The sequence below is a fragment of the Telluria sp. ZT3P25 genome, assembly GCF_059685895.1.
Genome location: NZ_JCASIJ010000001.1, coordinates 1332231 through 1356015 on the forward strand (window position 1 = coordinate 1332231; position 23785 = coordinate 1356015).

Consider the following 23785-nt stretch of genomic DNA (forward strand, 5'->3'; position numbering starts at 1 on the left):
TGCGTCAGAAAACGTGAGGCACAACGCAAAACGCCGTAACCCTGTTTCAAAGGCTACGGCGTTTTGCGGGACACGGGGTCCACAAACTCACTACATTTTTTGGTGCCCACGGAGGGACTCGAACCCCCACACCTTGCGGCACATGGACCTGAACCATGCGCGTCTACCAATTCCGCCACGTGGGCACTGCAACTGCTGACAACGATACTGCTGACTACTTACTGCAAGATAGACTTTTGGTGCCCACGGAGGGACTCGAACCCCCACACCTTGCGGCACATGGACCTGAACCATGCGCGTCTACCAATTCCGCCACGTGGGCACTGGGACTACTCAACAACGATACTGCGTGCTACTTGATACTCTGCTTGAAACCTTTGGTGCCCACGGAGGGACTCGAACCCCCACACCTTGCGGCACATGGACCTGAACCATGCGCGTCTACCAATTCCGCCACGTGGGCACTGCAACTACGGTAAAACTTTACAACCTGATCAACTTTTTGGTGCCCACGGAGGGACTCGAACCCCCACACCTTGCGGCACATGGACCTGAACCATGCGCGTCTACCAATTCCGCCACGTGGGCACTGCAAGAACATCTCTGCTACAATAGCAGGGTTTGTCATTTTCCGCCAGATCAACTATTCCTGAAAATAGCTGACTTCACATCAAACATACTCTGTTACCCCTGCTTTTCATCGCCCCGGCGTTGTGGCCGTTGCTGAAGAGAGCGAGATTATAGCGGATCATTTTCAATAGTCAAAGACCCAAGGTGAAGTTCTTGACAAGGACTCACGCGCAAGCATCCCGTATAAGCACCTCGTTGCACGGGCGCCGGTCGTTGGCGCACATCATGTTAGGCGAATCGGATAGACCTCCGTTACACTACGCCTGTCATGGTGTCAATTAACCACGCTGCCGCCCTTATGTGATGTGCGGCGCTCTACTGGCCAAAAGAAAAAAGAATCGATTTGAAGCAACCTACTCATACCATTCCAAGCCGCGAGGAAATCCTCGCTGTCTTCCGCGACGCCGCTGAATCGCTCGATGCAGCCGCCCTGGCACATGCCCTTGACGTTCAGCCCGCAGCGCAGGAAGTCCTCGGCCGCCGCCTGAACGCCATGGAGCGTGACGGCCAGATCCGTTCCGACCGTAGCGGCAACTATATGCTGGCTGATCATTCCGCCTTCGTGGCCGGCAAAGTCAGCGCGCATCGCGACGGTTTTGGCTTCGTGATTCCCGACGAACCGGGTCCCGATCTGTTCCTGTCCGATCGTGAAATGCAGAAAGTGCTGCACGGCGACCGCGTCATGGCGCGCGTGACGGGCATGGACCGCCGCGGCCGTCCGGAAGGCTCGATCGTCGAAGTCGTCCAGCGTGCCAACACGCATATCATCGGTCGCCTGCTCAATGAAGAAGGCGCGTGGATCGTCTCGCCCGAAGACCAGCGCATCGCTCAGGACGTGATCGTTACCGGCCCGACCGGCAACGCGCGTGCAGGGCAGGTCGTCAGTGTCGAGCTGCTGGAGCAGCCAGGCCGCTTCCAGAAGCCGACCGGCCGTATCGTCGAAGTACTGGGCGAGCTCGATGACCCGGGCATGGAAATCGAAATCGCCGTGCGCAAGTTCGGCGTGCCGCACATCTTCTCGCCGGCCGCGCTCAAGCAGGCCGGGCGCCTGCCGAACGAAGTCATCGATGCCGATCTGGCCGACCGCGTGGATCTGCGCGACGTGCCCCTGGTGACGATCGACGGCGAAGACGCACGCGACTTCGACGATGCCGTCTACTGCGAACCGGTGACGATCAAGGGCGTGAACAGTTTCCGCCTGCTGGTCGCGATCGCCGACGTGAGCCATTACGTCAAGCCGAACGACTCGCTCGACGCTGACGCAATCGAACGCTCGACGTCGGTCTACTTCCCGCGCCGCGTGATTCCGATGCTGCCCGAGAAGCTGTCGAACGGCCTGTGCTCGCTGAACCCGGCTGTCGACCGTTGCACGCTGGTGTGCGACATGGTGGTCTCGCAAGATGGCGAAGTCACCGCCTACCAGTTCTACCCGGCCGTGATGCACTCGGCTGCGCGCATGACCTATAACGAAGTGGCCGACATCCTGGCTGACGCCAACGGCGAACAGGCCAAAAAGCGTCCGGGCATCGTGCCGCATCTGCAGCACCTGAACCAGGTGTTCCGCGCGCTGCTCAAGGCGCGCCAGGAACGCGGTGCGATTGACTTCGAAACCACCGAAACCTACATCGTCTGCAATGCGCTGGGCAAGATTGAGAAGATCATCCCGCGTACCCGCAACGATGCGCACCGCCTGATCGAAGAGTGCATGCTGTCGGCCAACGTGTGCGCCGCTGATTTCCTGCTGCGCCACAAGCACCCGGGCACGTTCCGCATTCACGCAACGCCGACCGAAGAAAAGCTGAACCAGCTGCGCACCTTCCTCAAGCAGGTCGGCCTGAACCTGGCCGGCGGCAACAAGCCGAGCGCGCGCGACTACGCCGCCGTGATGCAGCAGATCAAGGAGCGGCCGGATGCGCAACTGCTGCAGACGATGATGCTGCGTTCGATGCAGCAGGCCGTCTACAGCCCGGACAACGTCGGCCACTTCGGCCTGGCGTTCGAGGCCTACGCGCACTTCACCAGCCCGATCCGCCGCTATCCCGATCTGCTGACGCACCGCGCGATCAAGGCGATCCTGCTCGGCAAGAAGTACGAGCCGAAAGGCATCGACCTGGCCAAGCTGAACACGACGCAGTCGAACTCGGCCCGCAAGCAGGCCGCGAAAGACAAGGCCGACGGCAAGGCGCCGAAGAACGAAAAAGACCTGACCATCTGGGACGCCCTGGGTGTGCACTGCTCGGCCAACGAACGCCGCGCTGACGAAGCGTCGCGCGACGTCGAAAACTGGCTCAAGTGCTTCTTCATGCAGGACAAGATCGGCGAAGAGTACACCGGCACCATCGCCGGCGTGACCACCTTCGGCATCTTCGTGCAGTTGGACGAGCTGTTCGTTGAAGGCCTGGTGCACGTCACCGAGCTGGGCGCCGATTACTTCCAGTACGACGAAGCGCGCCACGTTCTGCGCGGCGAGCGTACCGGCCAGAGCTATGGCCTGACCGACAAGGTGACCGTCAAGGTGGCACGCGTCGATCTGGAATCGCGCAAGATCGACCTGACGCTGGCGTCCGCGCCTGGCGCCGAGTCGTCGGGCGACGATGCCGGGCGCGAGCGCAATCAGGGCGGTCGCAACAAGGAACAGCGCAGCAATGAGCCACGCACGAACGATGGTCGTCAGAACAATGGCGGCAATGGTGGTGGCGGCAACAACGGCAATCAGAACGGCGGTAACGGTAATAACAACGGCGGCAACGGCAATAACAACGGCGGCAACGGCAAGCGTTCGCGCGGTGGTCGTTCGCGTGGGCCGAAGCCAGGCAACAACGGTGGCAACAACGATCAAGGTCGTCCACAGCAGTCGCCACTCGAAATTGCACGTCCGCTTGGTCAGGATGGTATCGAGCCGCAACAGGCGAAGCCGAAATCGCGCAAGGCCCGTCAGAAAGCAAAGGCAGCCGAACGTGCTGCAGCAGCAGCGGCGGCACCAGTGATGACGTCGGCGCCGCAAGCGCAAACGCCAGCACCAGTCCAGGCGCCAAAGCCAGTGCAGACGCAGAAACCTGCGCCTGTGCCAGCACCAGCGCCAGCGCCAGTTGCTGCTGCGCCAGCACCAGCGCCGGTTGCGCCGCCAAAGCCTGCCGAAGCAGTTGCTGCGCCAGCACCAGCACGCAAGCCACGTGCAACCAAAACCGTCGTCAACGACGTGGTCGCGGCTGCACCAGCTCCTGCGCCAGCACCGGTTGCCGAAGCCAAGCCAGTGAAAGCCGCAGCGAAGAAAACGGTCGCAAAAGCGCCTGCAGTTGCGGCGCCAGCTGCGGCAGCACCAGTCGTGGCAGCGCCAGCGGTCAAGGCACCAGCCAAAAAGGCTGCTGCCAAGACGGCTGCCGTAAAAGCGCCGGTCGCTGTAGCCCCAGTTGATGCACCGGCCAAAGCAGCAGCGGTCAAGGCACCAGCGAAGAAGGCAGCAGTCAAGGCACCAGCCAAGGCAGTAGCAGTCAAGGCTCCGGCCGAGACCGTCGCTGTCAAGACGCCGGCCAAGGCGGCAGCAGTCAAGGCCCCGGCCAAGGCAGCAGCGGTCAAAACGCCAGCCAAGGCAGCAGTCACCAAGGCGCCGGCCGAGCCAGTCGCGGCCAAAGCGCCAGCCAACAAGGCAGCAGCGGCGCCACGCAAAACCGCAGCCAAGGCTGTCGCTGAGCCGGCCGCGCCGAAGGCTGTCAAGGCCCCGGCCAAAGCTGCAACCAAGACCGCAGTGAAGACCGCGTCGAAGACCGCAGCCAAAACCAGCAAGAAGTAAGTCCCTGAAAGTATTCGAAAAGTAGCAAATGAAAAATAAAATGATGTTCGGCTTCCATGCCGTGACCTCGCGACTGCGTCACGAGGCCCAGTCGGTGGAAGAAATCTTCGTCGATGCCGAGCGCAACGACGGCCGCATGAAGGACCTGATCGCCCACGCCAAGGCAGCCGGCGTGCGCGTCATGCCGGTCGAGGCAGCGCGCCTCGACAAGATCACCGGCACCCGCCGTCACCAGGGCGTGATCGCGTTTGCCAGCCAGCTCGCGCTGGCGCGCAATCTCGATGAGCTGCTCGACGCCATCGAAGGTCCGCCATTGCTGCTGATCCTTGACGGCATCACCGATCCGCACAACCTGGGCGCCTGCCTGCGCGTGGCCGACGGTGTCGGCGCGCACGCGGTCATCGTGCCGAAGGATCGTGCGGTGGGCCTGAACGCCACCGCCGCCAAGGTCGCCAGCGGCGCCGCCGAAACGGTCCCGTACATCACGGTGACCAACCTGGCGCGCACGATGCGCGAGCTGAAGGAGCGCGATATTCTCCTGATCGGCACCACGGATGACGCCGACAAGGGTCTGTACGAAGCCGACTTCTCGGGCCCGGCCGCACTGGTCATGGGTTCGGAAGGCGAGGGCATGCGCCGCCTGACGCGCGAGACCTGCGATGTGCTGGTCAGCATCCCGATGTTCGGTTCGGTCGAAAGCCTGAACGTGTCGGTGGCCTCGGGCGTCTGCCTGTATGAAGCGCGCCGCCAGCGTATCGGCCGCGACAGCTGATTGTTCTTCATGCCCGGATTGCTGCGCTCGCGGCAATCCGGGCAGTTTCATCCCTCCGCAGTACCAAATCCCCACCCAGCAATGCTCTTTCCGAATCGGCGACGAAACACGCCAGGCCATCCTGCGCCAATGACGGTGGTAAACTCGCTTCGAACAACTGAACCGTTTGGCATAACAAGGAAACGCATGACGAATGAAATGGTGGCGGTACTCGATCCGGTCGAGCTGCGCGTGCTGGCCGTGCTGGCCGAAAAAGAAGGCCTGACGCCCGACAATTATCCGATGTCGCTCAACGCGATCGTCAATGGCTGCAACCAGTTGTCGAGCCGCGATCCGGTCATGCAGATCAGCGAAGCGGTCGTGCTCGATACGCTGCAGCGCCTGGCCGAACGCAAGCTCGTGAACGCCATCTCGCAGGCCGGCGCGCGCGTCGTCAAGTACGAACATCGCATGCGCATCAAGTGGACGCTCGAGCAGGACAAGCTGGCCGTGCTCACGATCCTGATGCTGCGCGGCCTGCAGACCGCTGGCGAGATACGCACCCGCAGCGGGCGCCTGCACGAATTCAAGACCGTGGCCGATGTCGAAACGGCGCTGCAATTCCTGATCGACAAATACCCGCCGCTGGTCGTGAAACTCGAGCGCGCGCCGGGTACCAAGGAATCGCGTTACGGCCAGTTGCTGGGCGGCGAGATCACCATCGTTGCCGGCAGCGAGCAGACATCCAGCAGCGCGAGCAACCTGACGCAGGGTGGCCGCATCGCGCAGCTCGAAGAAGAAGTCGCCGCGCTGCGCGGCGAGATGGAAGACCTCAAGGGCCAGTTCGAGGCGTTTCGCCAGCAGTTCCAGTAACCGGCTCGAACGCCAGTTCGATCAGCGCGTCGTCGCTCCAGTCCGGATCGTTCATGGCGGTGCGAAAGCTCCGCCCTTCGACCGGCAGGTCTTTCGTTCGATCGCCTTCACGCAAGGTGGCGCGCGCGAGGCGCTCCGGCGTGTCGAACTGAAAGCCTTCGCGCTCGGCATTGAAGAAATTGCACCAGTTGGGCGTCAGCAGCACGCTGTTGACGAACAGCGTGCGCATCAGGCCAAGCTCCTCCTTGCCCATCGCGACCATCACGTGGCATTCGAGCCGCAGGTCGCCAAGGCGCCGCACATTGTCGGGCAGTCCGGGCGAGCGCACCAGCGGCGTCACCCGGTACATGCGCCGTTTGCGATTGAGCACCAGTTCGCTGTCCGCCGCCGTCGCGGCGCTGCTGCGCGGCACGATGGTTTCGAACGCATCGTTCAGGGTCAGCGGCAGCACGAAGTCGTCCTTGCCTTCCAGACGCAGCGCCAGTGGCGCCTCGCCCGGCTTTGGCGTCTTGTCGGTCCAGGCGCGGCGCTCGACCCGGAACCGCAAGACTTCGGCTGTCGGCGCCATGCGGTGGTGGCGCTCGAAGGCGTCCAGGCCCGCGACGATCGCCGTGTACTTGCTCACCTCCGGGTTGCGGATCGCGTTGACGTGGATGGACTCGGGGCTGTCCGGTGGCGTGTCGGCAGCGCTGGCGCTGACGTTGACACCGACTAGCATCGCAAGCATCAGGATGGAAAGAAGTCGCATCGCGTTCAACCCTCGTCACGCCAGCGGCGCAGGCGAATCGCGCCGTAGATCATCGCGCAGCCAGCGGCCGCCGCGATCCAGACACCCGGCGTGAGCAGCGTGGCATACGACGTGCCCAACAGCAGCGGCCCATCCAGACCGGCCTGTTGCTGCTGCGCCAGCGCCGCGCCATTGACTTCGCCGAACCAGATCCCGGGGAACACGCCCAGCAGCACCCGCGCCACGATCTCTTCGCCGAACCACTTGACGTTCATCGACACCCCGGCAAAACGCCCGGCCAGGAAATCGAACCAGGCCAGGATGGCGAGCGCCACCAATGGCGCGCCGACGGCCCACAGAAACACGCGCGACTTTGCCCAGCTTGAGACCAGCAGCAGCCAGCCCACCGTCGGCAACGCCCACAGGATGTACAGCGGCAGGAAGCTGATCAGATACACGGGCGCCAAGTAAAAGTCGACATTGGCCAGCACCGGCGCGATCAGGTTGATGCCCTTGATGGCGCCACCCAGCAGGCCGATCACGAGCAGGATCAGTGAGGCCCCAATGCCGATCGCGATCGTCGCCAGTGGCGCGACCAGCAGCGCCGTTGCGACCTTCGACAGTACGGTCTGGGCATCGGACATCGGCAGCGACTTCCAGAACAGGATGCTGCGGTCGCGCCGGTCGTCGTAGAGCGCCGCCATGCAGTAGAAGAACACGACCACCGGCAGCACGAAGAACAGCGGCGCTGTGATCACCAGGTAGCTCGACGCGGCGGCAGCGGCCAGCTTGGCCAGCACTGCCGGCGGCAAACCATTGACCGTCATGACCTGTTCGCCGCTGACCTGCATGTGGAACGACGGGTTGGCGATGATGGCGTACAGGAAGCCGCCGCCGAACAGCAGCACGAGCACGGCGGCCACGGCCAGCGGCGCCCAGAAGAAGGCGCCCTTGTGTTCCCACAGTTCGCGCCGGATCAGCCATTTCATGGTGCTCATTGGCGTAGTCATGCGTAGGTTCCTTTCATGGTGGCGACGAACAGGTCGGCCACGCTCGGGTTGCGGACTTCGCCGAGTGCAGCCAGCTGGATGCGGGACAGGCCGCCGGCGCGCAGTGCATCGAACAGCATCACGGATTTGCCGAACACGGTGCGCTCGTCGATCGGTTGCAGCGCCCTGGCCGCCGCCACCTTGTCGCTGCCCACCATGACTTCGACGTAGCGCTCGCCAATTTCTTCCATTGACGCGGCCAGCGCGATCTTGCCGTCGCGGATGAACAGGAGGTCGGTCAGGATGTGCTCGACTTCCTCGACCTGGTGCGTGGTGATGACGATCGTCTTGTTTTCGTCAAAATAGTCTTCCAGCAGGTTCTGGTAAAACGTCTTGCGGTAGATGATGTCCAGGCCCAGCGTCGGCTCGTCCAGCACCAGCAGCTTCGCGTCGATGGCCATCACGAGCGCAAGGTGCAGTTGCACGATCATGCCCTTGGACATTTCCTTGACCTTCATCGTCGGCGTCAGCCTGGTGTTGGCAATATAGCGTTCGGCCTTGCTGCGGTCGAAGCGCGGATGCACGCCCGCCACGAAGTCGATCGCATCCTTCACGCGCAGCCAGCGCGGCAGGATGGCGACGTCGGCGATGAAGCAGACGTCCTTCATCAGTTCATCGCGCTGGGTGCGTGGATCGAGGCCCAGTACCGACAGCTCGCCCTCGCACTGGATCAGGCCAAGGGCTGCCTTGAGCGTCGTCGTCTTGCCTGAGCCGTTGGGACCGATCAGGCCGACGATGCGGCCGGCGGCAATCTCGATGTCGACGCTGTCGACGGCGATCCGCTTGCCGTAGTGTTTGCTTAAGCCCCTGGCGGAAATGACGGCGCTCATGCGGCACCTCCGTGATCCACATTGCTCAGCAATTGTTTGACGTCCAGGCCCAGACGGCGGATGCGCTCGAGCATCGCCGGCCACTCTTCACTGATGAAACGTTCGCGTTCGCTGGCCAGCAGTTTCTCGCTGGCGCCTTCGGTGACATACATGCCAATTCCCCTTCGTTTTTCCACCAGGTTGTCGTCGACCAGTTCCTGATAGGCCTTCGACACGGTGATTGGATTGAGTTGATAGTCGGCGGCAATCTGGCGCACCGAGGGCAGGGCGTCACCAGCCTTGAGGACGCCGTCGAGCATCATGCCGACGACGCGCTCCTTGAGCTGGCGGTAAATCGGGGTCTTATCGTTCCAGCCGACGGTCATCGGGGGCCTCCGTGGTGGTTCGGTGCGGCGTCAGGGTGATGCACATGCCTGCCTCCTCATGGTGGTGTGTTGAAGTGGTGTTGTAGTTGAGTATAACAGTGGTCGCGCAAACGTCAATATGCAGATGCGAGATCATGCGGGCCGGGTAAAAGGCGGAAGGATGTTAGAGAATGGCGCCGTCGACGTCGTAGCGCACGAGGCTGCCGTCTTGATATAGCGCGATCCAGCCGCCGCGGGCCGGTGCCTCGTCGAGTTCCCAGTCGGGCAGCACGTAGCGCAGTTTGTCGCCGTGCGCGTGTACGGCGGGCCGGTGCGTGTGGCCGTGAATGATGACGTCGGCATCAAGCGAGGCAAACACATCGGCTACCGCATCGGGCGTGACGTCCATCGTCTCGTACGACTTGCCCGTGTGGGCTTCGCGCGAACCTTCGCGGAGTCCGGCGATGATGCCGTTGCGCTGCGCCAGCGGCATGCCGAGAAATTGTGCCTGCCACTCGGGGGCGCGCACCTGGGCGCGAAACGCCATGTATTTGGTGTCGAGCGTGCACTGCGCGTCGCCATGCACGAGCGCGATCCGACGCGTGCCGGCCTCGATGACATGGGGTTCCTGCAGCAGTGTCAGATGCGCGGCGTGCGCAAAGCCTGCGCCGACCAGGAAGTCGCGGTTGCCAGCGATCCAGAAGACCGCCACGCCGGCGTCGGCGACGGCGCGGATCGCCGTGATGATGCTCTGGTGGAACGGATCGGCAACGTCATCGTCGCCGGCCCAGTATTCGAAGATATCGCCGAGCAGGTACAGGTGCTCGGCATGCGCCGCGCGCTCGGCAAGAAAGCGTAGAAACGCTTCCAGCGTGCGCGGGTGCGAGACCTGCAGATGCAGGTCGGAGATGAACAGCGCGAATGGGCGCGCAGGCAGCGTCGTGGGAGCGCTCAACGGAACGCTCATGAGACCGACTGATGCTGGTGCGCGCCGAACATTACAGAACTTCGATTTTCTCGATGATGACTGGGTCGACCGGCACGTCGGAGTGCATGCCGCCGCGGCTGGTCTTGACGTTGTTCAGCGCGTCGACGACGTCCTGGCCGCCGGTGACTTTACCGAACACGGCGTAACCCCAGCCATCCTGGCCCGGGTAGTCGAGGAAGGCATTGTTCTTGGTGTTGATGAAGAACTGGGCCGATGCCGAATGCGGATCCGACGTACGGGCCATCGCCAGCGTGTACTTGTCGTTCTTCAGGCCGTTCTTGGCTTCGTTCTCGACGGTGGCCGGCGTTGGCTTTTGCTTCATGCCTGGCTCGAAACCGCCGCCCTGGATCATGAAGTCCTTGATCACGCGGTGGAAGATCGTGTTGCTGAAGTGGCCCTTGTTGACGTAGTCGATGAAGTTGGCAACGGTCTTCGGTGCTTTTTCAGCGTCCAGTTCAGCGGTGATGTTGCCCTGATTGGTGGTGATGAGAATCGTCGTCATGTGGTGTCCTTGTTGTTGGTTGATGGGCGTGCGCGCCAGATGCAGGCGCGGCGGAACCGTTATTTTACTAGCTTGTCGCCCTTGAGCAGCGTCACGGACGTAATCTTGATCGGCACGACCGGCACGTTCTGCATGCCGCGCACGTCGTCGACCACGACGGCCTTGATCTTGTCGACCGTCTCCTGGCCCTTGACCACTTTGCCAAACACCGTGTAACCGGAGCCGCCGACGAACGGAAAATCGATGCCCGAATTGTCGGCCACGTTGATGAACCATTGTGAGGTGGCGCTGTCAGGATTGTCTTCGCGCGCCATCGAAATCGTGTACGGCTGGTTCGACAGACCGTTGTTCGATTCGTTCTTGATGGGCTTCTGTGTCTTGCGGCCTTCAAACTTTTCGTTCATGCCGCCGCCCTGGATCATGAAGCCCTCGATCACGCGATGAAAGATCGTGCCGTTATAGGCGCCCGACTTGGCATAGGCCGCGAAGTTGGCCACGGTCTTGGGGGCTTTCTCCTGATCGAGTTCGACGACGATCTCGCCCATGCTGGTCTTGATCGAATACTGCGGCATGTCGGCCGCCAGCGCGCTGCCGGAGAACAGCAGGCCGCAGGCGAGGGCAGCGGTAGCGCCGGCGACGCGCACGAGGGCGAAGCGGCGGTTGAATGACGATGACATCTGGCTTCCTCTGATGGACGGCGCACGTGGCGCTGTCAAGGGTTGTCCCAAAAATAAAGCTGGTCCGTATGGGGCCAGCCGGGTTTTTATCAATGCTATACTTTCCTTGAAGCGCACAAGAGAAGCGCTTACAAACAACGTCCCATTCGATCAAATAAGAATAACACCGAGGCCCCAGGCGCACCCCACGCCGCACCCATCCGGCTGGCGCGCATGCAATGCCGCGCCGGGATGGTCGTTGCGGCGCCGGCAAGCGTTTGCCATCCTCGTGCGAACCGAAAATTCAATGAGCCAACTCAAGATTTACAACACGCTGGCGCGTGACAAGCAGGTTTTCGTCCCGAAGGTCGCCGGCAAGGTCGGCATGTATGTCTGCGGCATGACTGTCTACGATTACTGCCACGTTGGCCATGCACGCATGATGATGGCGTTCGACGTCGTGTACCGCTGGTTGCTGGCGTCCGGCTACGAGGTCGAGTATGTGCGCAACATCACCGACATCGACGACAAGATCATCAAGCGCGCCGTCGAGAATGGCGAAACGATCGGTTCGCTGACGAGCCGCTTCGTCGGGTACATGGATGAAGACACGGCTGCGCTGGGCATCCTGCCGCCGACCGTCGTGCCACGCGCTACCGAGTACGTCCCGCAGATGCTGTCGATCATCGGCAAGCTCGAGCAAAAAGGCCTGGCCTATCAAACCGCGGACGGCGACGTCAACTACGCGGTGCGCGGTTTCGACGGCTACGGCAAGCTGTCGGGCAAATCGCTCGACGACCTGCGCGCCGGCGAGCGCGTCGATGTCAACACCGGCAAGCGCGATCCGCTCGACTTCGTATTGTGGAAAGCCGCCAAGGAATCCGAGCCCGCCGAAGCGAAATGGGATTCGCAGTGGGGCCAGGGCCGGCCAGGCTGGCATATCGAATGCTCGGCCATGTCGTGCGCGACGCTGGGCGAACACTTCGACATCCATGGCGGCGGCGCCGATCTGCAGTTTCCGCACCACGAAAACGAGATCGCCCAGTCCGAAGGCGCGTTCGGCGCGCCGATGGTCAACTACTGGATCCACAACGGGTTCGTGCGTGTCGATAACGAAAAGATGTCCAAGTCGCTGGGCAATTTCTTCACGATCCGCGACGTGCTCAAGAAGTACGACGCCGAAGTCGTGCGCTTCTTCATCCTGCGCGCCCACTACCGCAGCCCGCTCAATTATTCCGACGTGCATATCGACGACGCGAAGGCAGCGCTGACCCGCCTGTACACGGCGCTGAACGGCATCGAGCTTGGCAGCGAGCCGGTCGCGGTCGACTGGGACGAAGCCCACGCCCGCCGCGTGCGCGACGCAATGGACGACGATTTCAATACGCCGCTGGCGGTAGCCGCGCTGTTCGATCTGGCCGGCGAAGTCAACCGCACCCGGTCGATTGACGCCGCATGCCAGCTCAAGGCGCTCGCCGCCGTGCTCGGCCTGCTCGAACGCTCACCACAGGCGTTCCTGCAGGCGGGCAGTCCCGATGTGGGCGAGGGTGGCCTGGACGAAGCAGCGATCCAGGACGCGATCGCACGCCGCGCAGCCGCCAAGGCCGCGCGCGACTTCGCTGGCGCCGACGCCATCCGCAAGGGGTTGACGGAGGCGGGCATCGTCCTGGAAGACAAGGCCGACGGAACGACCTGGCGCCGTACATAATGCCAGCGAACAAGGACAAGTCGGGCAGCGTGGCTGCATTGGCAGGCACGTCGCCGGCGCACGATGCGCTCGCCGTGCCGATCTACTGGGCCGAGGCCAAGCGCGAACTGATGCAGCGCGACCGCATCATGAACAAGCTGATCCCGCAGTTCGGCGACCTGCATCTGCGCGGCCAGCCCGACCCGTTCACGACGCTCGCGCGCTCGATCGTCGGCCAGCAGGTTACGCCGAAAGCGGCCGACCTGGCCTGGGGCAAGCTGCTGGCTGTCTGCCCGACCCTGGGCCCGGGCCAGATCATCAAGCTGGGCGCAGTCCAGCTGTCCGGCTGCGGGCTGTCCAAGCGCAAGACCGAATATATCCTCGACCTGGCCGACCATTTCAAGGCCAAGCGGGTGCACGCCGACCTGTGGTCCGAAATGGATGACGAAGCCGTCATTGCCGAGCTGATCCGGATTCGCGGCATCAGCCGCTGGACAGCCGAGATGTTTTTGATATTTAATCTGCTGCGGCCGAACGTCCTGCCACTGGACGATCCCGGCCTGATCCAGGGCATCAGCCAAAACTATTTCTCGGGCGAACCGGTTTCGCGCAGCGATGCGCGCGAGGTGTCGGCCAACTGGGAACCCTGGCGCACGGTGGCGACCTGGTATTTGTGGCGCAGCCTGGACCCGGTCGCCCCTGCGGCCTGAGCCCCGATCCGCCCGACACGCCACTGGCTTACGGTAGAATAGCGCCCTGATCCGCCGCGCAGCCTCAGAGCACGGCCAAGACATTACCCCGGAGTGACAATGACTAAATTAACTTTCCTCGATTTCGAGCAGCCGATCGCCGAGCTCGATTCCAAGATTGAAGAGCTGCGGTTCGTACAAGATGATTCCGCTGTCGATATCTCCGAGGAGATCGATCGCCTGGACAAGAAAAGCCAGCAGCTCACCAAAGACATCTATGCCAAGCTGACTCCGTGGCAAGTGTCGAAGATTTCGCGTCACCCGCAGCGTCCGTACACGATGGACTATGTGAATTCGATCTTCACCGATTTCCATGAACTGCATGGCGACCGCACCTTCGCCGACGACCAGTCGATCATCGGCGGCCTGGCCCGCTTCAATGGCCAGCCCTGCATGGTCATCGGCCATCAGAAGGGCCGCGACACCAAAGAGCGCGCGATGCGCAACTTCGGCATGCCGAAGCCCGAGGGCTACCGCAAGGCCATGCGCCTGATGAAGCTGGCTGAAAAATTCGGCTTGCCGATCTTTACGTTCGTCGACACGCCGGGCGCATTCCCGGGCATCGAAGCCGAAGAGCGCGGCCAGTCCGAAGCCATCGGTCACAACCTGTACGTGATGGCCGAACTGAAAGTGCCACTGATCGCCACCATCATCGGTGAAGGCGGTTCTGGCGGCGCGCTGGCCATCGCTGTGGGCGACGCCGTGCTGATCCTGCAATACGCGACCTACTCGGTGATTTCGCCGGAAGGCTGCGCATCGATCCTGTGGAAGACATCCGAGCGCGCGGCCGATGCCGCCGATGCACTGGGCCTGACCGCGCACCGCCTGAAGGCGATGGGCCTGGTCGACAAGATCGTCAACGAACCACTGGGCGGCGCGCACCGCGATCCGAAACAGATGGCGCAACTGCTCAAGCGCGCACTGGCCGACACGCTGCGCCAGTTCCAGGGCATGAAGACCAAGGACCTGCTCGAAGCCCGTCATGCCAAGCTGATGGCGTATGGCAAGTTCAAGGAAACGCTGCCGCGTGAAGAGTAAGCAACAAAAGTAAGCGAGTCTCAACAGTGAGCAGAACCAATCGCGGGACCGATCCAGCCGGATCGGTCCCGTCAGCATGCATTGAGGCGCTCGCGCGCCTGTCCACCACCTACACGCCCACCTCGATCGCGATCGCCTGCAGTGGCGGCCTCGATTCGATGGTCTTGCTGCACCTGGCCCACGCCTTTTGCGCGCAGCAGGGGATCCCCTTGTTTGCCTTCCACGTCCATCACGGCCTGAGCCCGAACGCCGATGCCTGGCTCGCGCATTGCGAACGCAGTTGCGCAGCGCTGGGTGTGCCGTTCGACCACCGTCGCGTGACGATCCCGGTCGACGGCTCCGGCGTGGAAGCGGCCGCACGCCGCCCACGTTATGCGGCGCTGGGCGCCATGTGCCGTGAGCATGGCGCGACGCTGCTGCTGACCGCGCATCACCTCGACGACCAGGCCGAAACCGTGCTGCTGCAATTGCTGCGCGGCTCGGGGCCGGCCGGCTTGTCCGGCATGGAAGCGGCCAACCGCTCGCCCGGCTTGCTGGGCGACGATGTCACCGTGATGGCGCGCCCGCTGCTGACGCAATCGCGCGCTGCGCTTGAGGCCTATGCCGCGACGCACGCTTTGCTTTGGGTCGAGGATGAATCGAACCAGGATGCGCGCTATGCACGCAACGCGCTGCGCCATCAGGTGATGCCGGCGCTGGCCGCGAACTTCCCCGGCTTCCAGGCGCGCCTGGCGCGCGGTGCCGCGCACGTGGCGTCGGCCCAGCGCATGCTCGAAGAACTGGCGGCGCAGGACCTGGCCGCCTGCCTGGATGGCGACGCAGTCGACCTCGCCATACTCGGGGCGCTTAGCGCCGACCGTATCGACAATTGCCTGCGTCACCTGTTTGCCGTACGCGGGCTGGCGATGCCGTCGACGGCGTGGCTCGCCGAGATGGTCTGGCAATTGTTTTCGGCGCGTGAGGATGCGCAGCTGAAGGTCACGCATCCCGACTGCCACATCCGCCGCCATCGCGGCAAGCTGTACCTGACGCCGCACCTGCCCGAACTGGAAGGTATGCGCGACCCCGACGATCTCGGCATCTTCGTCAAGGAAGGGCAGCGCTTTCGCTGGCAGGGTGAAGCGTCAATGGCGTTTCCGGCCTACGGCGGCGTGCTGCATTTCGTGCCGGCCGCACGCGGGTTCGACGCCGCCTGGTTGCGCGCGCTGCCGTTGATGATCGATTTCCGCAAGGGTGGCGAGCGTCTCAAGACAGCGGCCAACCGGCCCACGCGCGGGTTGAAGGCGCATTTCCAGGCGCTGGGCGTGCCGGCCTGGGAGCGCGAGCGCCTGCCCACTGTCAGCCGTGGCCGCGAGCTGCTGTTCGCTGCCGGTATCGGGATGGATTGCGCGCATGTGCTGGAAAGCGGCGAGGACAGGATCGAATTGCACTGGGAACCGAACACGGCCTGAGGCAGAGAGGCAAGCGCGGCCAGTGGCGTTGCGAAAAGCATTAGGTTATGTTCTTTTCGTATAGCTTTTCCGCCAACGAGCCTTGTGATGCCGCGCTGCACCATGCTAGAGTAAGGGTCCCTTTTTGATCCTTACCCTAGCTGGAACCCTTCCTGATATGGCTTTAATTGTCCACAAATATGGCGGGACGTCGATGGGATCGACGGACCGTATCAAGAATGTCGCGGCCCGTGTGGCCAAGTGGCACGACGCAGGTCACCAGATCGTCGTCGTACCGTCCGCCATGTCGGGCGAAACCAATCGCCTGATCGGTCTGGCCAAGCAGATCATGGACCAGCCCGATCCACGCGAACTGGACATGATCGCCTCGACCGGCGAGCAAGTGTCCGTGGGCCTCCTGGCCATGGCGCTGCTGGCCATCGGCAAGGACGCGGTCTCGTACACCGGCTGGCAGGCGGGCATCCGCACCGACTCGTCGTTCACGAAGGCGCGCATCCAGTCGATCGACGACACTCGCGTGTTGCGCGACCTGGCCAACGGCAAGATCGTCATCATCACGGGTTTCCAGGGCATGGACGAGGACGGCAATATCTCGACCCTCGGCCGTGGCGGTTCGGACACCTCGGCGGTTGCCATTGCGGCTGCGCTGAAGGCCGACGAATGCCTGATCTACACCGACGTCGACGGCGTCTACACGACCGACCCGCGTGTGGTCGACGAGGCGCGCCGCCTGTCGAAGATCACCTTTGAAGAAATGCTCGAGCTGGCTTCGCTGGGCTCGAAAGTGCTGCAAACCCGCTCGGTCGAGTTCGCAGGCAACTACCAGGTGCCGACGCGCGTGCTGTCGTCGCTGACCGATCCCCTGATGCCCCTGGCCGAAGAAGCCAGCTCCGGCACCCTGATTTCGTTTGAGGAAGAAAGCAATATGGAACAAGCCGTCATCTCCGGCATCGCCTTCAATCGCGATGAAGCAAAGATCACCGTCCTGGGCGTGCCGGACAAGCCGGGCGTCGCCTTCCACATCCTGGGCCCGATCGCCGAAGCCAATATCGAAGTCGACATGATCATCCAGAACCAGTCGGTGGACGGCAAGACCGACTTCACCTTCACGGTCTCGCGCAACGACTATGTGCAGGCGATGAAAGTGCTGGAAGACCAGAAGGACATCCTGGGCGCGGCCAAGATCGTCGGCGACGCCAAGGTGTCGAAGGTCTCGGCGGTGGGCGTGGGCATGCGCAGCCACGTCGGCGTGGCCTCGGACATGTTCCGCACGCTGTCGGAAGAGGGCATCAATATCCAGATGATCTCGACGTCGGAGATCAAGATCTCGGTGCTGATCGACGAGAAGTACATGGAACTGGCCGTGCGCGCCCTGCACAAATCATTTAATCTCGAACAAAGTTAAGCCAGTTTGCAATTTTTTGGGTGTGTTTTCTTGACCAAATGAGCACCAACCCTTAAGATGCTTGCACTCAGCGCCGACGGAAACGGTGGCACTGATTGGAGACGTGGCCGAGTGGCCGAAGGCACATCCCTGCTAAGGATGCATACGGCTTATACCTGTATCGTGGGTTCGAATCCCACCGTCTCCGCCAGAAAAAAGCAAAAAGCTCCCGCAAGGGAGCTTTTTCCGTTAACACCTCCCGGAGACGAGGGGGCCATCTGCATGGCCCCCTCGTGGGATTCGAAGGGCTGCCCATATTTGGGCAGCCCTCTCCGAATCGTCCATCTGCTGTGCGCAACGCGCACAGCGCAGCGCGCCATGGGCGCGCTTCCCATTCACACTTCCGCAGTAAAGCATGCGCCCCAGCGCCCCAGCTCGCGCAAAGCGCGGCGTCCGCAGCCATCTGCCCAGGCCGAGCCCGTGTCGCAATGTCAGACCAGACCCTCGCCGCTCTGTCAGCCTCGGGATGGCGCGCGAAAAGGCTCAGGAGTGCCGTCGCCTGGTCGTACGTGGCATTGAGCCCAATCGCAGCGCACGACGCCGACAGGACGTCGCAGACCCTCTCAGCGGCCCGTTTAAACACCTGTGAACGGTGCGCCGCTGCATACATTGATTCCATCGCGGCAGTGGAAAAAGTGCCAAGCACGCGGCGTAGTGGGACACGACGCTCGCTACGCATGCCTCGACGGTGTTTAAAACGATGCTGGTGAGTGACGCTGAAACGGATCTGGTCATGCGCGCGTTGCCATGGTAGACGTTCCAGCGCCACATCGAATCCATTCCGCAAAACGTCGACGCCACGGTACAACAATCTATGCGGGTAATCGAGTCGCACCAATCTCATTAACGAGTTCGGGTCAGCGACTTCCTTGCAAAGTATGCGGTGGCCTTTTTCAGCACTTCTTTTTCGATGCGCTCGACCATCAGTTTTTTGCGCAGCTTGGTTACCCTGGCGCCCAGACCCGATACGCTGCGACTGCCTGGCGGCGCCGTCGGAGGCTGCCTTTGTTTTCTGCGCTAAACCCAGTTCGCCAAAACCCCTTTGGAAATGCTTACTCGCTTCGCAGCCTCGTCAAGCGTAAGGCCTTCGACGAGGACCGGGTTGACCACTTCTGCTTGGAATTTTGGTGTATAGGTCGTTAATTTCATACTCTCACTCCCTCTGAAAATTACCAGATGGAAGTATCCTAAAAAGTCAGATCACCTCAGCGTGTGCCGCGCTGCGACTGAATGATTCTTAGAGCACGACGGTAAGCGCGTGGATCACGATCCCGACCAGTCCACCAACAATCGTCCCGTTGATTCGAATGAATTGTAAATCCCGTCCAATGGCCAGTTCAATCCGGTCACTCATTTCCTCTTTCGTCCACTTTGCAAGCTGCTGCTCAATGAACGGCGTCACCTCACCTTGATACCGCTGAACCAGAGTACGGCTGATCGACTCGATCGCGGCGTTCAACCATTGCCGCGCGCTATCTTCGGTCACCAGCATGCGCCCGGCTTTCTCCACCAGCCCTTGTGTTGCGTTCACCAGCGCTGGAGATTTCCCTTGCAGGTCAGCAAGCATCCGCTCGCGGAACGTATCCCACAGTCCGTTTAGCGCATCTTGGACCCGTTCGCTGTGCACGAGTTGTTGCTGATAGCGCGTGATGGCCAATTTCCACTCCGGATCGGCTTTCAGACGCATCGAGCTCTCGGCGATCCAACCTCCCACCTTGGCGCGCAGCGGATGGTGGCTATCTTGTCTTGCCTCGGTGACGTGATTTTGCAGCGACTCGATCACCTTCGGCAGGTAAGCCTGCACCACGGATTTGATCATCCCATTTTCGATCCCCAGGCTGCGAATCATGACGCTACCGATCGTCTCATGATTGTCCTCATCGGCTAGCCAGCCACCGACTTGCGCGAGCACCGCGTCAAGTATTGTTTGGGGCATGCCCTCCGCAACCAGCGCGTCCATGCCGCCACCCGCCAGTGCAGGCAGGTCGAGCTTGACCAGCTCGTTGGTCGCCAATTCGCTGATTATTTCGCGGATGGCATCACCATCCGACTGCTGCAGCGCTTGCCGCACAAAACCGGCCGCGGCATTGCCGACCTGTTTTGAATTGACTGGATGAATCAGCCACTCGCCCAAGCGCATCGCAATGTCCGCCTTGCGCACATGCTCGACGATACTGTCTTCGGTAATGAAATGATTTTCGACGAAGTTGCCGAGGCTCTTGCCGATGCTGTCCTTGCTGTTCGGGATGATGGCAGTATGCCAAATCGGGATTCCAAGCGGGTAGCGGAACAGCGCCACGACGGCAAACCAGTCAGCGATGGCGCCAACCATGGCGGCTTCCGCGAAGGCCTCCAGGTATCCCCACGCCGGATGCTGGCCATGCTGCGAACGCGCAACGGCGAACAGCACACCAGCCGCGAGCAGTAGTCCCAGTGCGATGCGCTGCATTACGCGCAGTCGGCTGCGACGATACGTGTCTTCTACAACGTCGAGCTGCGCGACAATATTTGCTTCAGTGTTCATGACTTCCTTGATGATCAAACCGCAGGTGCGATACGGCCGCGGCAAAAATGAATGTAACAATTTCACAATACTCGAAGTTGTATGAATTCATCAATAATTTTGTTTTGGATACTTCACGGACGCGGCTGAGCTGTCCAGTACCAGACACGCCAGAGTATTCCCCGACGACACGCGGCAAAAGTGTCGGTCAACAGTCCAGTTGTTGCGAGGGCAGTAATAGCCAACTGTCACGTATCGTGCGGTTTTTGCAGTTTGCTTTCCGCTGGAATCGGTCTCGATATAGCCAATGACGTTGAATTGTGCATCTGTAAGGGTCTCTGTCTGCATCGCGCATCCTTTGTCAGGTTCGGGTTTCCCATGCACTGTATGAGGAAATGCGACAAGAGGCGTCGCAGCACTGGAAATCACTGCACGCGACACGCCTTGTCGCTGGTGAAATGCATGATTTCCGAGAAGCTCAAAAATGGTGCTTCAATACAATATTTAATAAGCGAAATTTGTTAAAATAAAACAAATATGGTCAACCCTCCATTATCTCCGCTTTATCCATGTCCCTCCATCCATGCCCGAATCGATTGACCACGTTGACGCCATCGCTCGCTGCCAGCAACGTGCCGTGTTATGGCTCGAATTCCACCCGCATGACGACTGGCGCGGTTACCAATTTGAAACCGACACCATGCGGGATGCCGTGCTAGCCTGGTTTGACGAGAATGGATTTGTCTGGCAGCCGTGCGGCCCGTTTGCTAACCCAACCAACCCGCAGCGCTATCTGGGCCAGATCTGCCTCGACGTCCCGTTCGATGACAGCCTGCCGGCGTATTGCACGCTCCGCAATTATCTGGAACACGCGGACGGCAGCATGCGCCACGCCAGCGTGCGCTTCAATGTAATGCCGCTCGACTTTGCCCGGCGCAACGCGGCACACGACGCCCCCGGCTTCTGGGAACGCTACTGGGACGTCCTCTGATGGCGACCAATCAACTATCGCTGCTTCGCCAGTGGAACATGCTGCGTTTGTTACCGCGGACCCCCGGGAAGATAGCCGTGCGCGAGCTGTGCGATCGCCTGCGCGACATGGATTTTCAGGTCACCGAACGCACCATTCAGCGCGACCTGATCGAATTGGCGACCGTATTTCCGCTCACTGTCGACGACCGTAACAAGCCGTTCGGTTGGAGCTGGCAGAAAGACGCCGCCAGTTTCGACTTGCCCGGCCTGTCGCTGCCCGAGGCGCTGACGCTGACCCTGGTCGAACAGCATCTTGGTAATCATCTGCCGCCGAATACCATCGCTGCGCTGCAGCCGTACTTCCACTCAGCCGCGCGCGCGCTGTCTTCCGTGAATGGCGCGACGCTGTCAAAAGCCTGGCTCAACAAGGTACGCAGCATTCCGCCCGCGCAGCCGTTGCTGCCGCCGTCGCTCGACCTGGAGTGCCAGCAGACTGTCTACCTGGCCCTGCTTCATGATCGCCAGCTGACACTGCACTACAAAAAGCGCGATGCGCCTGCGGCAGCAGTGTATGCGGCGGTCCATCCCCTCGGGATCGTCGAGCGCTGCGGGCTGATTTATCTAGTGTGCATGTTTGCCGATTACGATGACGTGCGTACCATCGCGCTGCACCGTGTCCAGAAAGCCGAGATGCGCTATGACGATGCGCGCAAGAAGTCCGGTTTCAACCTGGATGCCTACATCGCGTCGGGCCAGTTCGGGGTGATCGCCGGCGCACCAATTACACTGCGCGCCACGTTCTCGCGGGTGGCCGGTGAGCACCTGTTTGAAACTCCACTGAGTAGCGACCAGATGCTCAGTGCCAGGACGGACGGGCGCCTGCAGCTTGTCGCATCGGTGCCGAACACGCGATCGCTGGTGTGGTGGCTGCTTGGGTTCGGTGACGGCGTCGAGGTGCAGGAGCCGGCCGAGCTGCGTGCAGAAATGGCCAGCATCGCGACCAAAATGGCTGCTGCTTACGCCTGAACGTTAGCGTGCACCTCCGCCATCAGGCACCGCTCGGCGCCTGTCGACAGCACTAGCGATGCCGCCATCTGCGCGCGGGTGAGGGCGACAAACAGCTTGCGTCGGGCGTGCTCGTCGAGTTCCTTGAAATCAAATTCGGCCACGATGACCGCGGGTGCACTTTGCCCCTTGTAGCGGTACACCGATTCAATCAGCAAGTCACCTGCGCTCCACAACGCTTCACCGGATCGGTCGAATTCGCCGGTGAAGCGGCGTGTGCACCAGGCGCCGATCTGCGCGCGGTTCAGCAACGCGGAGTTGTTCCGTCCGCGGCCCGTGACGACGGCGATATCATTCAATGCAAACCCACGTGCCAGCAGCGCGTTCACGGCGGCTTCAACGCCAGCAACCAGTTGGGCGTCGGATTCGTACGTGAGGATATCCGGCAAGTCGCCGCGGTACGGATTCATGCTGCGGATCGATGGCGCCAGTGCCAAAGAATTGATGACATCGCAGATTGCGCCAGGACTGCGGAAGTTGTCTTGGCAGCGGATCACCACCGCGCCTTCGAGCTTGAAATCGTCCTGCTGGTACAGGCGCTGGTGCGCGTCCTCGAGCAGGTAAAGCCTGCCACCGCGTTTGAGCAGATTGCCCACACTGTCCACCCACCCTGGCGCAAAGTCCTGGGCCTCGTCAATGATCAGCAGGTCCAGCTTCGCGGGGAAGCTGGCGCTGGCAAGCTGGTAGGTATCGACCATGGCATCGAATGCACCGGATGCGGCGAAATCCGGTTCGCCGTGATGGCGCCGGTGATGGTCCACGCAGAGGTCGTGGTAGTTCACCACCTCGACACGCGTAGGTGCAATCTTGCGCACATAGTCAGCCAGACTGCGGTTGTAGCAGACGTACAGTGCTTTTAATTGGCTCGACGCCGCGGTTTCCAGCAGTTGCAGGGCCAATTGGGTTTTTCCCGAGCCAGCGGTGGCTTGCACGCAATAGATGCCGGAGAGCGACTCGATACGCGGCACCCAGGTGGCCAGACCGTCAGCCAAGTGACGCACGGTTCCGCGCAACTGGTCGCGCAACACGTCGAGATTGGGCGTTGCGCAGAACTGGTTCAGCAAAAGCCGGCGCAGTGCGCTGCGATCGACGTCGCTGTGCACGCTACTAAGCCACTCCTGCACCAGCGTGACCATCATGTCAAAGCGCGTCGCGTCGATGATGCGTTCGCGCGGGATGGAGACGAGCTGCGTGTCATCGAGCGTGTAGTCGGGCAGCACCAGGCAACTGAGCAGTGGCGTCCTGAGGTGGGCTTCGCCCAACCGATTCTGTAGCGCCGCCCGCTGCGTCAGGCTCTGGCGGGCGACGTTGCACTCCGCATCGTTGTACACCTTGAAAATCTCGCCGTTTCGCAGCACAACTGCCCCGGCCTTGACTTCCATAAGCAGCAGGGAACCATTGGGCGCCAATATCGCGACGTCAATTTCGCCATACCGATCGTGGGGGCCTTGCAGCGAGTGCAGGCCGATGCTGTGGAAGACTTCGAACTGCGCAGGCAAATGCTCGCGCAGGCGTTCGAGTACGTCCAGTTCGCGAAAACGTCCGGCGTCAAGACGCAGCGGCGCAACCATATTTGGTGAAACGATTGCCATGTGCAAGCCCGTCGTAGTGTTTTTTTGATTATCGGTCGGAATTGCCGTTTAACAAAATAATTTATTTCTGCGACATTATTTCTCGCGCTGATCCAGTGAGAAGATGCCTGACATCCGATCAAGGATAGCGCCAGGCTCGTGCAG

General features: G+C 61.5%; 19 protein-coding genes, 5 tRNA genes and 1 pseudogene. 11 read left to right on the top strand and 14 right to left on the bottom strand.

The window, feature by feature from the left end; genetic code table 11:
* Positions 1-100 precede the first annotated feature (100 nt).
* The 4 genes from AC56LY_RS06110 to AC56LY_RS06125 all read right to left on the bottom strand — a co-directional run bounded on the left by AC56LY_RS06110 (position 101) and on the right by AC56LY_RS06125 (position 588).
* A tRNA-Leu gene (locus AC56LY_RS06110) sits at positions 101-185 on the bottom strand.
* Between the two features lie 52 nt (positions 186-237).
* Positions 238-322, bottom strand: a tRNA-Leu gene (locus tag AC56LY_RS06115).
* 56 nt (positions 323-378) lie between these two features.
* Positions 379-463: transfer RNA gene (locus tag AC56LY_RS06120), tRNA-Leu, on the bottom strand.
* A 40-nt stretch (positions 464-503) separates the two neighbouring features.
* A tRNA-Leu gene (locus AC56LY_RS06125) sits at positions 504-588 on the bottom strand.
* A gap of 385 nt (positions 589-973) precedes the next feature.
* On the opposite strand from AC56LY_RS06125, the pseudogene rnr reads away from it, so the two are divergent.
* The 3 genes and pseudogenes from rnr to AC56LY_RS06140 all read left to right on the top strand — a co-directional run.
* Positions 974-3263 (top strand): annotated as a pseudogene (gene rnr, locus AC56LY_RS06130) (ribonuclease R); the annotation flags it as partial.
* A 1185-nt stretch (positions 3264-4448) separates the two neighbouring features.
* Entirely contained in the window at positions 4449-5192 is a 744-nt protein-coding gene (gene rlmB, locus AC56LY_RS06135; RefSeq protein ID WP_332530077.1) for a 23S rRNA (guanosine(2251)-2'-O)-methyltransferase RlmB, read from the top strand.
* A gap of 186 nt (positions 5193-5378) precedes the next feature.
* Positions 5379-6044, top strand: coding sequence for a YceH family protein (locus tag AC56LY_RS06140; RefSeq protein ID WP_258837690.1), 666 nt, complete (start codon positions 5379-5381; stop codon positions 6042-6044).
* Here AC56LY_RS06140 and AC56LY_RS06145 read toward each other — a convergent pair.
* From AC56LY_RS06145 to AC56LY_RS06175, 7 genes are all read right to left on the bottom strand, one after another.
* Positions 6004-6792 carry a hypothetical protein gene (locus AC56LY_RS06145; RefSeq protein WP_499577440.1) on the bottom strand — a complete coding sequence of 263 codons (789 nt, stop codon included), beginning with the start codon at positions 6790-6792 and terminating at the stop codon, positions 6004-6006. The two genes, AC56LY_RS06140 and AC56LY_RS06145, sit on opposite strands and share 41 nt — an antisense overlap.
* A 5-nt stretch (positions 6793-6797) precedes the next feature.
* Positions 6798-7781: a hypothetical protein gene (locus AC56LY_RS06150; protein ID WP_499577442.1), complete on the bottom strand. Its 984-nt coding sequence runs from the start codon at positions 7779-7781 to the stop codon at positions 6798-6800.
* The gene (locus AC56LY_RS06155) at positions 7778-8650 is read right to left on the bottom strand and encodes an ABC transporter ATP-binding protein (RefSeq protein ID WP_499577443.1); all 873 of its coding nucleotides are present in this window, start codon (positions 8648-8650) and stop codon (positions 7778-7780) included. Before AC56LY_RS06155 ends, AC56LY_RS06150 begins: the two co-directional genes overlap by 4 nt.
* The gene (locus tag AC56LY_RS06160; protein WP_499577445.1) at positions 8647-9015 is read right to left on the bottom strand and encodes a GntR family transcriptional regulator; all 369 of its coding nucleotides are present in this window, start codon (positions 9013-9015) and stop codon (positions 8647-8649) included. Before AC56LY_RS06160 ends, AC56LY_RS06155 begins: the two co-directional genes overlap by 4 nt.
* A gap of 163 nt (positions 9016-9178) precedes the next feature.
* Positions 9179-9961, bottom strand: coding sequence for a UDP-2,3-diacylglucosamine diphosphatase (locus AC56LY_RS06165; RefSeq protein ID WP_499577448.1), 783 nt, complete (start codon positions 9959-9961; stop codon positions 9179-9181).
* Positions 9962-9992: 31 nt separating this feature from the next.
* Positions 9993-10484 (bottom strand): peptidylprolyl isomerase, encoded by a 492-nt coding sequence (locus AC56LY_RS06170; RefSeq protein WP_499577451.1) that lies wholly within the window; start codon positions 10482-10484, stop codon positions 9993-9995.
* A gap of 59 nt (positions 10485-10543) precedes the next feature.
* The gene (locus AC56LY_RS06175) at positions 10544-11161 is read right to left on the bottom strand and encodes a peptidylprolyl isomerase (RefSeq protein ID WP_499577454.1); all 618 of its coding nucleotides are present in this window, start codon (positions 11159-11161) and stop codon (positions 10544-10546) included.
* Between the two features lie 286 nt (positions 11162-11447).
* Between AC56LY_RS06175 and cysS the strand changes: the two genes are divergently transcribed.
* The 6 genes from cysS (at position 11448) to AC56LY_RS06205 (ending at position 17660) form a co-directional block, all read left to right on the top strand.
* On the top strand, positions 11448-12848 hold the full coding sequence (cysS, locus tag AC56LY_RS06180; RefSeq protein ID WP_499577457.1) for a cysteine--tRNA ligase: 1401 nt from the start codon (positions 11448-11450) through the stop codon (positions 12846-12848).
* On the top strand, positions 12848-13537 hold the full coding sequence (locus AC56LY_RS06185) for a DNA-3-methyladenine glycosylase family protein (RefSeq protein WP_499577460.1): 690 nt from the start codon (positions 12848-12850) through the stop codon (positions 13535-13537). Before cysS ends, AC56LY_RS06185 begins: the two co-directional genes overlap by 1 nt.
* Positions 13538-13636: 99 nt before the next feature.
* The gene (locus AC56LY_RS06190; protein ID WP_482898391.1) at positions 13637-14614 is read left to right on the top strand and encodes an acetyl-CoA carboxylase carboxyltransferase subunit alpha; all 978 of its coding nucleotides are present in this window, start codon (positions 13637-13639) and stop codon (positions 14612-14614) included.
* Positions 14615-14640: 26 nt separating this feature from the next.
* Entirely contained in the window at positions 14641-16065 is a 1425-nt protein-coding gene (tilS, locus tag AC56LY_RS06195) for a tRNA lysidine(34) synthetase TilS (protein ID WP_499577462.1), read from the top strand.
* Between the two features lie 157 nt (positions 16066-16222).
* Positions 16223-17470, top strand: a complete 1248-nt coding sequence (locus AC56LY_RS06200) for an aspartate kinase (protein ID WP_183551359.1) — start codon at positions 16223-16225, stop codon at positions 17468-17470.
* 97 nt (positions 17471-17567) lie between these two features.
* Positions 17568-17660: transfer RNA gene (locus tag AC56LY_RS06205), tRNA-Ser, on the top strand.
* Positions 17661-18526: 866 nt separating this feature from the next.
* Here the strand turns inward: AC56LY_RS06205 and AC56LY_RS06210 are convergent.
* Positions 18527-18658, bottom strand: a complete 132-nt coding sequence (locus tag AC56LY_RS06210) for a transposase (protein WP_499577465.1) — start codon at positions 18656-18658, stop codon at positions 18527-18529.
* 88 nt (positions 18659-18746) lie between these two features.
* Positions 18747-20033: a DUF445 domain-containing protein gene (locus AC56LY_RS06215; protein WP_499577467.1), complete on the bottom strand. Its 1287-nt coding sequence runs from the start codon at positions 20031-20033 to the stop codon at positions 18747-18749.
* A 562-nt stretch (positions 20034-20595) separates the two neighbouring features.
* On the opposite strand from AC56LY_RS06215, the gene AC56LY_RS06220 reads away from it, so the two are divergent.
* Together AC56LY_RS06220 and AC56LY_RS06225 are read left to right on the top strand one after the other, a co-directional pair.
* Positions 20596-21003: a hypothetical protein gene (locus tag AC56LY_RS06220; protein ID WP_499577471.1), complete on the top strand. Its 408-nt coding sequence runs from the start codon at positions 20596-20598 to the stop codon at positions 21001-21003.
* Positions 21003-22010: a helix-turn-helix transcriptional regulator gene (locus tag AC56LY_RS06225; RefSeq protein WP_499577473.1), complete on the top strand. Its 1008-nt coding sequence runs from the start codon at positions 21003-21005 to the stop codon at positions 22008-22010. The genes AC56LY_RS06220 and AC56LY_RS06225 overlap by 1 nt, the downstream gene beginning before the upstream one ends.
* On the opposite strand, the gene AC56LY_RS06230 is transcribed toward AC56LY_RS06225, so the two are convergent.
* Positions 22001-23641, bottom strand: a complete 1641-nt coding sequence (locus AC56LY_RS06230; protein WP_499577475.1) for a nuclease-related domain-containing DEAD/DEAH box helicase — start codon at positions 23639-23641, stop codon at positions 22001-22003. The genes AC56LY_RS06225 and AC56LY_RS06230 overlap by 10 nt on opposite strands.
* Between the last annotated feature and the right edge of the window lie 144 nt (positions 23642-23785).